We start from the raw sequence: 13291 nt of genomic DNA on the forward strand, positions 1-13291 counted from the left end.
TTTTATTAAAAATAATAAAAAGGATAAGGCAATCATGATAGATTTTCGCTCTGATACAGTTACAAAACCAACAAAAGAAATGCGCGATATTATGTACAACGCACCGGTTGGTGACGATGTATATGGCGATGATGAAAGCGTTAACCAGCTAGAAGCTTATGCGTGTAAGCGTTTTAACTTTGAAGCTGCTCTTTATTGTAGCTCAGGTACACAAGCCAATTTACTTGCAATAATGGCGCATTGTGAACGAGGTGACGAATACATTTGTGGCCAAAATGCTCACAACTATAAGTTTGAGGGCGGCGGAGCAGCTGTTTTAGGGTCTGTGCAACCACAGCCTATTGAAAACGATGCTGATGGCAGTATACCTTTTAGTAAAATAGCTGCAGCAATAAAACCAGACGATTGTCATTTTGCAAAAACGCGATTACTTAGCTTAGAAAATACTATAGGCGGAAAAGTACTCCCGCTTGAGTACTTAGCCCAAGCTCGTGACTTTGTTAACACGCATAATTTAGCGCTGCACTTAGACGGCGCACGTGCTTTTAATGCCGCTGTTGAGCTAAATGTTGATATCACTGAAATTACAAAACACTTTGATTCAGTTTCTATTTGTTTATCCAAAGGTTTGGGGGCGCCCGTAGGCTCTTTATTATTAGGCCCACCAGCACTTATTAATAAAGCAAGACGATGGAGAAAAGTACTTGGTGGCGGTATGCGCCAAGCCGGAATGCTTGCAGCTGCCGGGCAGTTTGCACTTGAGCACAATGTAGAGCGCTTAAAAGACGATCATGCAAATGCACGTTATTTGGCTCAACAATTAAGTGAAATCAGTGGCTTTACTGTCGATATGACTAACACCACTAATATGGTTTACGCAACATACAGTAGCAGTATAAATATTGAAGATATTGCTGAAGCGCTTAAACAACAAGGCATATTATTTAGCCCAAGCAAGCAGCTTAGGCTAGTTACGCATTTAGATATAACCCGCGAAGATATTGATACATTTTTAAATGCTTTGTCGGCCCATATTTAACGCGGCTTTATAATGTTTGCGGCATACCGAAACATATCGGTCATTGCCGCCAATTTCTACTTGGTTACCATCGGCTATTGCTTCGCCATTTTCATCGGTACGCAGTACATGGTTTGCTTTACGTCCACAGTGGCAAACAGTTTTAAGCTCAACTAACTTATCAGCCCACGCAAGCAAGTATTGCGACCCTATAAATAGCTCGCCTCTAAAGTCGTTACGCAGGCCATAACACAATACCGGTATACCGAGTTCATCAACCACATCTGTTAATTGCATTACTTGTTCTTTTGATAAAAATTGGCACTCGTCAACTAACACACAATGGCGCTTTTTATCATTATTGAGTGATTGAATAAGATCAAAAACATCTTTACTAGCATCAAATACATGCGCATCAGCTTGCAAACCAATACGAGACGATACTTTACCCACGCCTTGTCTATCATCAATGGCAGCAGTTAGGATCACAGGTTCCATGCCACGTTCTTTATAATTAAATGCAGATTGTAATAACGTGGTTGATTTACCTGCATTCATTGCAGAGTAGTAAAAGTATAATTGAGCCATTGCGGTGCCATTTTATAAAAAGTGCGCTTATGCTACCTTAATATTAAATTAATACCAATTTACAAACGCGAATTTTATTTTGTCGGGCCTGTTTATTTGAGTGTTTGTAAGTATTTAATATACACAGGTTCACTTTCAAATTTTGATAACCACTGCCACATTTGCAAGCTTAGAGCATTATTTTCTTCATAGAATTTTTTTGAAAAAACAAGGTAACCATGGCTGGTTTCGTAAGGGGGATAAATAGGTTTAACATTATTACCCTCATACGGATAACTCGACACTTTTAAGCCGTCTACTTGGCATAGATCAACGCTCGCCTGCACTACCCCCTTATCTAGCAACTCAAAAGCTTTGCTATTAGAAAACGTATTATGAATAAAAAATGGTTCTTCTTTTAACGCGCTATTTAGCCCATAACCATTAGGAATAGCTATCGTAAATGCTTTATTTTGAAATACTTCACGAGTCTCCCATTCCTTATGAAATTTATAACGCCCTATAAGGCAGCTGCCAAATTCACTTACTGCGTAGTTATCTTGTAACTTACCTTGCTCATCAACAGGGTAAACAGCAACGTTTTCTCGCCCTTTGCGGTAACTTGCAATAACAGCATTAACCCGATTAAATTCTAAATCGTTTAAGCATCTACGCCATGGCTTTCTAACAAATGATATTGCTACATTGGGCAATGCTAAATCAAGTTGTTGAAGTATTTCGATTGATGCACCAGGTTTATCTGTTGGTATATTTTGGCCATCACCTAAAAACATGGGTGCTATATTTTTGTCTTCGTAACAAAACACGAGACTTTGCGGCTTGCTAAACGCAGTAGCGGTAAACATTAAACTGGCAATAAAAAAGTAAACTAAGCTATTAATACGCATAATAATTTTTATTAGTTGATTATTTAAATTATAGGTTGAGTTAAGCAGACTGGCTATATTTTATCAATTAATTTACATTAATCCTTCGTGCTTCAGCAACCACAGTTTCCTATCAAGCCCACCAGCATAGCCCGTTAACTTTGCATTTGCGCCAATAATTCGATGGCACGGTACAATAATACTAATCGGATTTTTACCATTAGCAGCGCCTACTGCCCTCACTGCTTTTGGGTTATTGAGTTGGTTAGCAATATAGCCGTATGTTTGCGATTGTCCAAAAGGCACCGTTAATAGTGCTTGCCATACACTTTGCTGAAATACTGTACCGGTTGTATCAAGTGGTACATCAAACATAGTGCGTTTTTTTGCAAAGTACTCATTTAACTGCGCAGCGCAAATAAGCACCGCCTTGTTAGTAAGTTGCTCAAATGGCGTATAAGAGTATTCAACTGGTGGATAAAACCCAACGTAACTCACACCTTTATCAGTCGCTTGAATAATTATGTCGTCTATAGGGCTCGAAATTGATGTTTGAATGATCATTATAATTGCTGCCAAAGTTGAAACGTTAAGTAAGAGCGAAAAGGAGCGCAATTAGCAGGCTCAAAAGGGTTTGCCGCCGCTTGAGCTTTTTTAACACCTAAGTCGCCATCAAGTAATATATCGGGTTGGCTTTGTCCTCGCAGCTTTGCATAATTTACTGTCCAAGGACCAATTCCCTTTAAGCTAAGCCATTCGTCTAAATCGTCATTTTCAGGATTTAGTGCACAAAACTGGGCTAAGTTGTGTAGCGCATTTTTGCGTGCTTGTGGCATTTTAAAAAATGCAAAATCACTATTAGCAACAATTTTAGCCGTAGGAAAATAAACGGCATCGCCCTCTTTTTCGCCTAATTCATCAACTAACTTTGTTACTAAATTATGCGCTGCAGTAACACTCACTTGTTGCCCAAGTACCGCTCTTATACCGGCTTCAAAACTTGACCAAATCCCCGGAAGTCTGAGCCCTTCACACACTGTAAACGCATTGTTTATATTGGCGCTTAGATGCGTTCCAATTAAATTAATATCGGCATCTAAATCAAGCACACGGCGTATATTATTTATAACAGGTTGTAAGTACGCCGTATTGTCTATATTGATAGATACACTAAAGTGGTTTTTACTCGCTATAAATTCTGCAGTAAAGCTTCCTTTATATTTCTCACTTGCAAAAGTACGCCCGTAGCTCGTTTGTGTTATCCACTCCATTGGTTTTATCAAGCGCCTTTGTAAAAAGCCCTGCAAAGCAGGCCAATTATAAGGCGGCCTAAATGGCAGGGTTAAAATGAGTGTTGACGTTGGCTTTTTATCGCCACTGCGCAGCTTCGAGGGAGCTATATTTAACTGCTGTAAAAATGCATCATTAAAGCGCCTAATGCTTTTAAAGCCTGCGGAAAACGCTATTTCGGTAAGGGGTAAATGTGTTTCTTGAATCAGTTTTTTAGCAAAGTGGCATTGGTTAAATAATCGATATTGCGTAATCGACACGCCAAAATACTGCTTAAACAACTGCCTTAAATAACGACTACTTACGCCTAAACGAGCTGCTAATTTTTCGCAGTCGTGCTCGTCATTTTGATCTATTAACTGTTTTGCTCTAAGTGCCGTCGTTTTTGTACCCTGCCATGCTGCGCTGCCTGGGGCACTATCGGGCCTGCAACGAATACAGGGCCTAAAACCATCTTGCGCCGCGTTATGGGCAAACTGATAATAAGCAACGTTTTTTTCGTGAGCCGTTGGTGCAGGGCAAATTGGTCTGCAATAAATACCGGTACTTTTTACCGCTACGTAAAAAAGCCCGTCAAAACGAGGATCGCGACTCTGACGTGCTTTTTGCCAATGTGAAGTGTCCATAAACGGCTCTATAAATTAACCTGATAGAGCCTAGCTTATACAAAAAAACTCACATTACTAGCCATATTCGGCACTCAACTTACTGCGGCTAGGTAGCGTTTTTCAACTTCAGTCCAATTAATTACATTATAAAAAGCAGCAATATAGTCAGGACGCTTATTTTGATACTTCAAATAATAGGCATGCTCCCATACATCAAGTCCCAAAATAGGGGTATTTCCCTGCATTAAAGGGCAATCTTGATTAGCACTATTTTCTACAATCAACTTTTTATCTGGGGTCACACATAGCCACGCCCAACCACTGCCAAATTGACTAATTGCAGCAGCAGTAAATTGGTCTTTAAACTTATCAAAACTGCCAAACTGTTCATTTATTGCCTGAGCTACACTACCTTCAGGTTCACCTCCTCCTTGAGGGCTCATTACTTGCCAAAATAAGCTGTGATTAAAATGCCCTCCTACATGCTCTTGTACTGCTTTTTGTAAATTACTAGGCAGGCTGTTTATTCCCTTAAGTAATTTTTCAGCATTTGCGGTTGCATAAACAGTATCTGCTAAAGCAGCATTGGCTTTATTGATATACGTTTGATGATGCAATGTGTGGTGAATATGCATTGTTTTACCATCAATATGAGGCTCAAGCGCATCGTACTCATAGTTAAGTGCAGGCAAAGTAAAAGCCATAAATACTCCTTTTTCTTTTAAATTAGTGCAGTTGATTGTTTGTAGTGCTCTCTGAGCATAAGCAAAAATTCACTTGCTCTATTAGCTCAGGTAAAAAATGATAGCGTCTTGCAAATAATACAAGTTCAGAGGACGTTTTAGTGTAATGATGCTTACTCACTTTTTGTATATCGTAATGAGTATGCTTAATTAGCGAACAGAGTGTTAAGTGTACTTCGCATAGCCATTTGCATGCATTTTCAGGCTGTTGCATAGCTATATAGGTATCAGCTAAATTATGCGACGCAACAACAAGTGCAGGTATGCAATGCTCAATAGCATGGATGACATTGTTATTAATCTGAGCATATAAAAACTGCTGAAGAAGATGATCTGCAAGTGTTTTAGCTAATAAGTATTTATCGCGGGCTTCGAGAAGTGCACCTTGTTCAAATGCATAATTACCTTGCATTATATTCGACTGCCAAGGGCTTAATGCTTGATCAAGACAAAGTAAATCTGAGTGGGATTGTTTTTGATTTGAGATCATATAATCATCTGCACGTTTATTTATGGGCGTGTAGTTAACTTACACACCCATAAACCTAAATGCAAATGATTTTCATTAACTATTTAGCAAAGTCTAGTAATTCCTGCCCTGTTAAGCGATATATAATCCATTCGTTTTGCGGCTTTGCACCAATGCTATTGTAAAAATCGATAGCGGGTTTATTCCAATCAAGCACTACCCATTCAAAACGACCACAGTCATTACTAATCGCCTTATTAGCTAAGTGCTTCATAATGGCTTTACCTGCACCATTGCCACGGCTATCTGGGCTTACGTATAAATCTTCAAGGTATAGGCCATTTTTACCTAACCATGTAGAGTAATTATAAAAATAGACCGCAAAACCAATTGGCTCATCACCTTCTAAACAAATTATGCTGTGCGCAGTAGCACCGTCGCTAAACAGCGTATCTAAAATAGCCTGTTCGTCTGTTTTAACTGCATCCGGTTCTTTTTCATATATGGCAAGTTCGGTAATAAAGTGCAAAATTGTTTTCGCATCACTTGGTTTTGCATCACGTATTATAACGGGTTGGCTCATTGTATTTTTACCTTAAATATACTGCTCTAATTTATCTTTTAAAATATCTAATTGAATCGGTTTGCTCAAGTAGTCATCCATTCCAGCGGTTATACAACGCTCTTTATCAGAGTCCATTGCGTTAGCCGTAATAGCAATGATCCTAATGTTTTTGTGTTGTATACCCGCCATACCTTTACGGATAGCTGCAGTTGTAGCAAAGCCATCCATAACAGGCATCTGGCAATCCATAAGAACGAGCTTAAAGAAACCAGAATCGTGAGACTCTAATATATCTATCGCTAATTGACCATTTTCGGCAATTGTAACGTCACAATTAAGCTTTTTGAGCATTAATGTAGCCACTTGTCGATTAATTGGATTATCTTCTACAAGTAATATTTGGGTAGGTTCCTGCACCTTTTCTTTTTTAAGAGAGGAAATATAGCCTGAAGTAACAAGTGGGAGTGTCTCATCTGAATCATTACTTGTTATGACTGACAGTGCAGAAATTAAATCGGCAGTGGTTACAGGTTTGGGGAAATATGCCTGAAAGCCTGCATTAGAATAGCGCTGCGCACCTTCCATACCAGCAATACTGGTCATCATTACAAGTGGCATTGATTTATAATGTTCATGTGCTTTTAGTGCTTTACACAGCTCTATACCATCCATTCCTGGCATTTGCATATCAAGCACTGCAATGTCATACATGCAATTGTTACTTTTATACTGCTGCGCGCACATATCAAGAGCTTCGCGTGCGTCACATGCAAGCGCAACCTTAGCTCCCCAGTGCTCAAGCTGCTGTGAAATTACAATTCGATTTGTCTCGTTATCATCAACAACCAAAACGGTTAGCTCTTCCATATTAATATTAGGAATATAACGTTCTTTTTGATCTCCCGGAGTCAGCATTATAGTGGCAGTAAAAGTACTCCCTTTACCGGCTTCGCTAGTGAGAGAGATAGCCCCCCCCATTAGTTCACAAAGCTGCTTACAAATAGCCAGCCCTAAGCCACTGCCTCCATATTCACGCGTTGTTGATGCATCGACTTGAGAGAAAGGGGTAAATAATTGCTCTTGTTTTTCTAAACTTATTCCTATGCCTGAGTCCTTTATACTTACAACAAACTCTAAACCTTGAGCTACTTTATTAATTTTCGCGCTTACAACAACCTCGCCTTGACTCGTAAACTTAACGGCGTTGCTTAATAAATTAGTAATAACTTGGCGAATGCGCCCAGGATCGCCACATAACTGCGAAGGCTCTAGCGCTACCAGATCCAAAATAATTTCAATACCTTTGTCTTGAGCTGTAAATGCTTGTGCGGCAGCAACTTCACCAATTAAATCACGTCCATTAAAGTTAATTTCTTCAAGCTCGATTTTACCTGCTTCAGCTTTAGAGAAATCTAAAATATCATTAATTACACCCAATAAAGAATGTGCACTTTTTTTGGCTATATCTACTTTTGTTTCTATTGGTTTAGATAGCGACTCTAATTGAACAAGCTCTAGCATACCGAGTACGCCATTCATCGGCGTTCTAATTTCATGGCTCATGGTTGCTAAAAATTGGCTCTTAGCAATGGCTGCATCTTCAGCTTTCACGAGTGCTACTTTTAGCTCCTCACTAATTACTTTTCGTTTTTGAGAAACTAAAGTGCTTCCCACTAAAGTAGCTAATGAGCGAAGATACGTTTCTTCACTTTGCGTCCAGTTGTGATGCTCGCCTACTGTTTCAGCGCACAAAATACCTAAATTACCATCGCCTGTTGCAATTACAGCATCAAGCATCGATTTAATATTTAGTGGTGTTACATATGCTTCAATAAAATCAACAGTTGCTGAGTGAGTATAAACATCATCAATAGCCACTAAATTATGTTTATAAATAGCATTAAAATAAGCTGGGTAGTCTTTAGCAGTTAAAATAGCGTCGGTATCTACAAACCCTTGACCATTTATATATAAGCAATGACACGTCATCACATCTCGTTTTTCGTTAAAGATCCATATCGAAGCTCGTGTGACATTTAGCACTTCACACATAGATTTAACGGCTAGCTTTTTAACCTGTTCTACATCACTATTTTGCACCTCAGGTGCGACTGTAAGCGCGGCTAAATTTTTGTTATAACGATTTGCTTTTTCGCTCTCAAGTTCAAGTCGTTTATGTGCATCAATACTTTGAAATGAACCAAACACACGTACACATTTACCGTCTTTAAGCTCAGCTTGGCCCATCGATTTAACCCAACGCTCTTGCCCAGAATAGGTCAAAATAATAAGCTCTACACTCCAGCTTTCACCTAAAGTCACTGCGCACTCAAATAAGGTACTTATAGTATCTCGGTGTATGCCTGGTTTATAAAAGTTAATAGCGGTATCTATGCTCGGTTCAAAGTCCTCTGGTACTTCGTGAATAACTTTAACTTCATCAGACCAATAAAGTGTATGCGCATCTAAGTCCATCTCCCATGCGCCAATCTGCCCTTGCTTACTCATTGATTCAAGTAGGCTTTGCTGACGATTTATTTTTAACTGTGTATTGTAACGCTCTGTAATATCAAAAATAAATCCATCTAAATACAATATGCTGCCATCATCTGCGTAAATGGCTTGGCCTTTTTCATTTACCCAATGTAAGGAGCCATCGCGGGCTGTAATCCTATACTCAACAGACCATGACTGCTTAGCGCTAACACAACGTAGAATTTCATCTTTTATTTTTTTAGAATCGTCTTCGCATATCAAATCAAAAAAGCTGGGGGGTTCATCATGTATCAACTCATCAGGTGAATAACCTGTTATTCCACTCGCTTGCTCGCTCATATAAAGCATGCTTAATTTATTATCAAACTTACATCGATAAATAATGCCAGGGATATTTGATACCAAAGATGCAAACCTATCGCGGCTTCCTTGTAGCTCAAGCTCTGTAGATTTTCGTTCTGATATATCTAAATGCGTACCTATCATACGTTTTGGAGAGCCATCGGTATTCCACTCAACTACTTTTGCAGTATCGAGTACCCAAATCCAATGTCCATTTTTATGCTTCATGCGGGCTTCACTAACAAAATAGTCAGTCTCACCGGCAAAGTGCTCTTGAAGTTTTTTATTTGATATCACTAAGTCGTCTGGGTGAGCATATGTATACCAAGTATCTATAGTACAAGGCTCAATCTCACTGAGTTTGTAACCTATTATCTCGGCCCAGCGGTTATTAAACGTCACTTTATTCGTATCAATATACCAATCCCAAATACCCACGGCTGTTGAGTCTATCACTAACTGTAACTGTGTTTTGTGTTGCTCAAGCTCTAGCTCTTGTACTTTCAGGGCTGTAATGTCATTACGAATAGCAATATAGTTTTGCGGTTTTCCATTTTCATCTAAAAATGGTGCAATCGTCGTATCTACCCAATATATGCCACCATGCTTAGCTTTATTGCATATTTGCCCGTTCCATATATCACCACGTTTAAGCGTTTTATACATATTTTTAAAAAATGCTTTTTCGTGTTTTCCTGAATTTAAAAGGCGATGGTTTTGACCTATTAATTCGTGTTCATCGTAGCCACTAATCTCACAAAATTTCTTATTTACAAAAGTGATGGTGCCATGCAAATCAGTTACAGCAACAATAGCGTGTTCATCTAATGCACTTTTTTGCTCGGCTAATTGTTTTAATGCAATTTGAAGTGCAGAGCGTTGCTTTTGTAATATACTGTGTTGCTCTTCTTTTACGGCTACTAAATTACGTAAACCCAATGAAAGCTGGTTAAACTCAATACTGTCGTTTATTACAGGGACTTTTACCTTATCTCCTTTTGTAATACTTTCAACAATTTTAGCTAAGTTAATTAAAGGTCTAGAAAGTCGACGCCCAAACCACCACGATGACGTTAATATAAGCAGCAATGCCCCCGCATTTGTTAATAAAGCAAGCTGTTTATAAAAATTAGCACCTTGTAGTGCAACTTCTTTTGGTTTTGTTACAAGTAATTGCCATCCAGATTCATTTAAAAACTCTAGAGAATCAATATACCCGTATAAAGTCTCTTCATTTTTATTACTGTAAGAAAAAACACGTTGCGTTGGGGAGCCGTTTTGAGAGAAAAATAGTGGTTGAGAATCTTCTGAATTATTATTTTTTTGAATTTTATTATTATGCATAACATAAAATGTTATGTCTTTATTTGCAGCGTGTATTTTACTTAGATTATTTAATAAGCCGTTTAAATTTATATCTGCGAGCAATATGGCTTGTAGCTTATTTTCGGTATTTACTAACGGTAAGCCAATAATATGATACTCACGCCCTGAGACTGTCATTGACTGAAATTGGATTTTACCTGTATTTTTAATACCAGAGAGTATGTTATTAAAACGTTGATCTTTAATTATATTAAAAAAGGGTGATGAAGGTAGTGATTTAACGAGGTTTACATCAATAAGTTCTACATTATTAACAAAGTCGTACTGCTCAACAAATTGCGCTATTAATTGTTGTTTTTTAGTCGGGCTAATATCAAACTGCGCCCTAAGCAAATATAGATCCTTAACATGCTCTGCAAACCAAATATCAGCAAATTGCTTACCTATATTATTAAGCTCGTTTAGTTCAGCGTCTGCATTTTGCTTAAGCGTGCTATTTACATGTCCAAGGCTAAACCAAGTAAGTATACATAGTGGCCCTAAGGCTATAATTATAAAGGTTATAATTAACTTACTTCGAACAGACTGTCCTTTACCTGTTAATTCATCAAAGTTTAAACCTTTGTGCATGCTTAATATCCAGCAACTTATAATCATTTAATATTACTTACATTAATGCACTAAATATATAAAGACGCAAGTTTTGAGCGGTAAACTCCTTAAAAAATGGGTGTTTAGCGTTACAATATTAAATTCACACTTTTTAAAATATACGCTTTTATTACTAACTTATAATTAGATTTATTGACGCTACCACATCTGTAGCGGTTTTAAACCAGCCATGATATAAGCAATATTCAATTAATACATTTGAGGTCATTATGGCGCACGATCACTCACATAGTCATGTAGACGAAAACCAGAGCGATAAACAGCTAACCGTCGCTGTGGTTATTAATGTATTGCTAACCGTAGCCCAAGTTATTGGCGGGGTATTTTCGGGCAGTTTGTCACTTATAGCCGATGCACTTCATAATTTAAGTGATGCTGCCGCTATATTTATCGCGCTCGTTGCACGTAAAATTGGTAATAAACCTGCTGACACCACTCATCATTTTGGCTATAAACGCGCTGAAATACTTGCCACACTTTTTAATAGCAGTACATTGATATTAATTGGTGTGTATTTAATTTTTGAAGCCATTTCGAGCTATTTAAACCCTCAACCAATTAATGGTTGGATAGTTGTGTGGGTGGCAGCAATAGCATTGATTATTGATTTAGCAACCGCATATTTAACCTACCGAGCTGGCGCAAATCACAGTATAAATATAAAAGCGGCCTTTATTCATAACGTATCAGATGCAATGGCATCTATTGTTGTTATTATTGCGGGCACCTTAATTATTTTATACCAGTGGTATATCGTTGACTTAATTGCCACTGTGCTTATTTCTCTTTATGTAATTTATCATGGCATTTTACTATTAAAGCAAAGCTGCAAAATTTTAATGCAAGCAGCGCCTAGCAATATTGATATACACGCAATATCACATGCTATTAGTAATGAATTTAATATCGAATCGGTAGTTAGCATTAAGCTTTGGCAACTAGATGATAAAGAAAATTATTGTGAGCTTATTATTGGCACTCAGCACTTAATTAATTTGCCAGCAGTAAAAAGCTTTTTACACGACAATTTTAATATTGAAAATTGCATAATAGAAATCCGACCAATCGCAAATTAAAGCCCAATTTAATGCTCTTAATAACAAGCTAAACCAAATACATAACTATTTAATTGAAAACAGCTCGTATTATCATTTACAATATTGTCATTAACTCATAATGAGATACCGTTTTTGAAACTTTGGTTACGTAGAATTCATTTAGGCCTTGCCCTAATTAGCGGACTATTTTTATTAATAGTGAGCCTAACCGGTGCTGTTATGATTTATGCAAAAGACATACAGCACCTAATAGAGCCTGAGAAATGGCAAGTAACACCCCAAAAAAACTTAATGCATTACGATGAACTTATACAAAATGTACAAGCTCAAACTAAGCAAAAAATCACCTTTTTTATGCCCGAACAAGCGCCAAACGCAGCATGGCAATTTCGGTTAGCCAATAAACACTACGCCAGTGTTAACCCCTACTCAGGGAGTGTACTAAACATCTATGAATCAACCGATACGATTTATGGGTTTGCTATGGAATTACATCGTTGGCTGTTGTTTGAAAACAGTAAAGGTGAAAAAACCTTTCGAAATTGGATGTCGGTGTGTGCATTGCTACTTTTAATAAATGTATTACTGGGCTTTTATTTATGGGTAAAGCCCAAAAACAGAGTTAAACGTTTAGCTATAAAACCAAAAGCCAAATTTAGAGTGCTCATGTATCAATTACATACAGTGCTTGGTGTTTACTTTTTTATACCGCTTATGCTGATTGCCTTTACTGGTATGGCATTTAACTGGAAAACACAAACTCAATCGGTATTAGAATTTGTGACCTTAAACAAGGTAGAACAAAGACCTAAAGCACCAAAAGTAATAACCCCTTCTCAAGCTACTTTAAACTACAATGAAGCAATTAAAAATGCAGAGAACGTATTTCCAGACGGTAAATTATATAGAATTTACTTACCTAAAAAGGATGACGAAGCAATTGCACTGAGAATGCAAAACCCTGGCGAAAGTCACGCTTACAGCTGGGTTTGGACTAACCCATTTACGGGTAAAGTATTAAACTCATTTGACGCCAGTAAAACAAACTTCACAACACAAGCATGGAACTTCAAATATAAGTTTCACATTGGTGATTTTGCAGGTCCTATCGTGCAGTTTTTATGGTTATTAATAGCCCTTTCACTCGCATTTTTTATTGTAAGCGGTGTGTATTTCTGGTTAAAACGCCATAAATGGAAATAAATCTCATTAACACTTGTGTCATTAGTTGATAATGATTACCATTACGC

The 13291-nt window shown here is 37.8% G+C and carries 11 protein-coding genes; 3 read left to right on the top strand and 8 right to left on the bottom strand.

Annotated elements, in window-relative coordinates; genetic code table 11:
- Positions 1–34: 34 nt before the first annotated feature.
- Complete coding sequence (ltaE, locus tag H5161_RS04595) at positions 35–1039, top strand: low-specificity L-threonine aldolase (RefSeq protein WP_182768784.1); 1005 nt, start codon at positions 35–37, stop codon at positions 1037–1039.
- Here the strand turns inward: ltaE and H5161_RS04600 are convergent.
- The 8 genes from H5161_RS04600 to H5161_RS04635 all read right to left on the bottom strand — a co-directional run bounded on the left by H5161_RS04600 (position 1013) and on the right by H5161_RS04635 (position 10941).
- A complete protein-coding gene (locus tag H5161_RS04600; RefSeq protein ID WP_007582344.1) occupies positions 1013–1606 on the bottom strand; it encodes a thymidine kinase in 594 nt (197 codons plus the stop codon). The genes ltaE and H5161_RS04600 overlap by 27 nt on opposite strands.
- 92 nt (positions 1607–1698) lie before the next feature.
- Complete coding sequence (locus H5161_RS04605; protein ID WP_182768785.1) at positions 1699–2493, bottom strand: amino acid ABC transporter substrate-binding protein; 795 nt, start codon at positions 2491–2493, stop codon at positions 1699–1701.
- Positions 2494–2565: 72 nt separating this feature from the next.
- Complete coding sequence (locus tag H5161_RS04610) at positions 2566–3036, bottom strand: methylated-DNA--[protein]-cysteine S-methyltransferase (protein ID WP_182768786.1); 471 nt, start codon at positions 3034–3036, stop codon at positions 2566–2568.
- Complete coding sequence (locus H5161_RS04615; protein ID WP_182768787.1) at positions 3036–4388, bottom strand: DNA-3-methyladenine glycosylase 2 family protein; 1353 nt, start codon at positions 4386–4388, stop codon at positions 3036–3038. Before H5161_RS04615 ends, H5161_RS04610 begins: the two co-directional genes overlap by 1 nt.
- A 74-nt stretch (positions 4389–4462) precedes the next feature.
- A complete protein-coding gene (locus tag H5161_RS04620) occupies positions 4463–5074 on the bottom strand; it encodes a superoxide dismutase (RefSeq protein ID WP_182720144.1) in 612 nt (203 codons plus the stop codon).
- Between the two features lie 22 nt (positions 5075–5096).
- Entirely contained in the window at positions 5097–5603 is a 507-nt protein-coding gene (locus H5161_RS04625) for a hypothetical protein (RefSeq protein ID WP_182724041.1), read from the bottom strand.
- A gap of 79 nt (positions 5604–5682) precedes the next feature.
- Complete coding sequence (locus tag H5161_RS04630; protein ID WP_002958990.1) at positions 5683–6165, bottom strand: GNAT family N-acetyltransferase; 483 nt, start codon at positions 6163–6165, stop codon at positions 5683–5685.
- Between the two features lie 12 nt (positions 6166–6177).
- On the bottom strand, positions 6178–10941 hold the full coding sequence (locus H5161_RS04635) for a PAS domain-containing protein (RefSeq protein WP_182695203.1): 4764 nt from the start codon (positions 10939–10941) through the stop codon (positions 6178–6180).
- Positions 10942–11192: 251 nt separating this feature from the next.
- Between H5161_RS04635 and H5161_RS04640 the strand changes: the two genes are divergently transcribed.
- Complete coding sequence (locus H5161_RS04640) at positions 11193–12059, top strand: cation diffusion facilitator family transporter (RefSeq protein WP_182695204.1); 867 nt, start codon at positions 11193–11195, stop codon at positions 12057–12059.
- Positions 12060–12173: 114 nt separating this feature from the next.
- Entirely contained in the window at positions 12174–13244 is a 1071-nt protein-coding gene (locus H5161_RS04645; RefSeq protein WP_182768788.1) for a PepSY domain-containing protein, read from the top strand.
- The last annotated feature ends 47 nt before the right edge of the window (positions 13245–13291 follow it).

The organism is Pseudoalteromonas sp. SG43-5 (genome assembly GCF_014164345.1).
GTDB lineage: Bacteria > Pseudomonadota > Gammaproteobacteria > Enterobacterales > Alteromonadaceae > Pseudoalteromonas > Pseudoalteromonas distincta.

Bases quoted from the DNA above. Each gene is read 5' to 3' on its own strand.
- ltaE (WP_182768784.1), top strand. From the start codon at position 35: ATGATAGATTTTCGCTCTGATACAGTTACAAAACCAACAAAAGAAATG.
- H5161_RS04600 (WP_007582344.1), bottom strand. From the start codon at position 1,606: ATGGCTCAATTATACTTTTACTACTCTGCAATGAATGCAGGTAAATCA.
- H5161_RS04620 (WP_182720144.1), bottom strand. From the start codon at position 5,074: ATGGCTTTTACTTTGCCTGCACTTAACTATGAGTACGATGCGCTTGAG.
- H5161_RS04625 (WP_182724041.1), bottom strand. From the start codon at position 5,603: ATGATCTCAAATCAAAAACAATCCCACTCAGATTTACTTTGTCTTGAT.
- H5161_RS04610 (WP_182768786.1), bottom strand. From the start codon at position 3,036: ATGATCATTCAAACATCAATTTCGAGCCCTATAGACGACATAATTATT.
- H5161_RS04640 (WP_182695204.1), top strand. From the start codon at position 11,193: ATGGCGCACGATCACTCACATAGTCATGTAGACGAAAACCAGAGCGAT.
- H5161_RS04630 (WP_002958990.1), bottom strand. From the start codon at position 6,165: ATGAGCCAACCCGTTATAATACGTGATGCAAAACCAAGTGATGCGAAA.
- H5161_RS04615 (WP_182768787.1), bottom strand. From the start codon at position 4,388: ATGGACACTTCACATTGGCAAAAAGCACGTCAGAGTCGCGATCCTCGT.
- H5161_RS04605 (WP_182768785.1), bottom strand. From the start codon at position 2,493: ATGCGTATTAATAGCTTAGTTTACTTTTTTATTGCCAGTTTAATGTTT.
- H5161_RS04635 (WP_182695203.1), bottom strand. From the start codon at position 10,941: ATGCACAAAGGTTTAAACTTTGATGAATTAACAGGTAAAGGACAGTCT.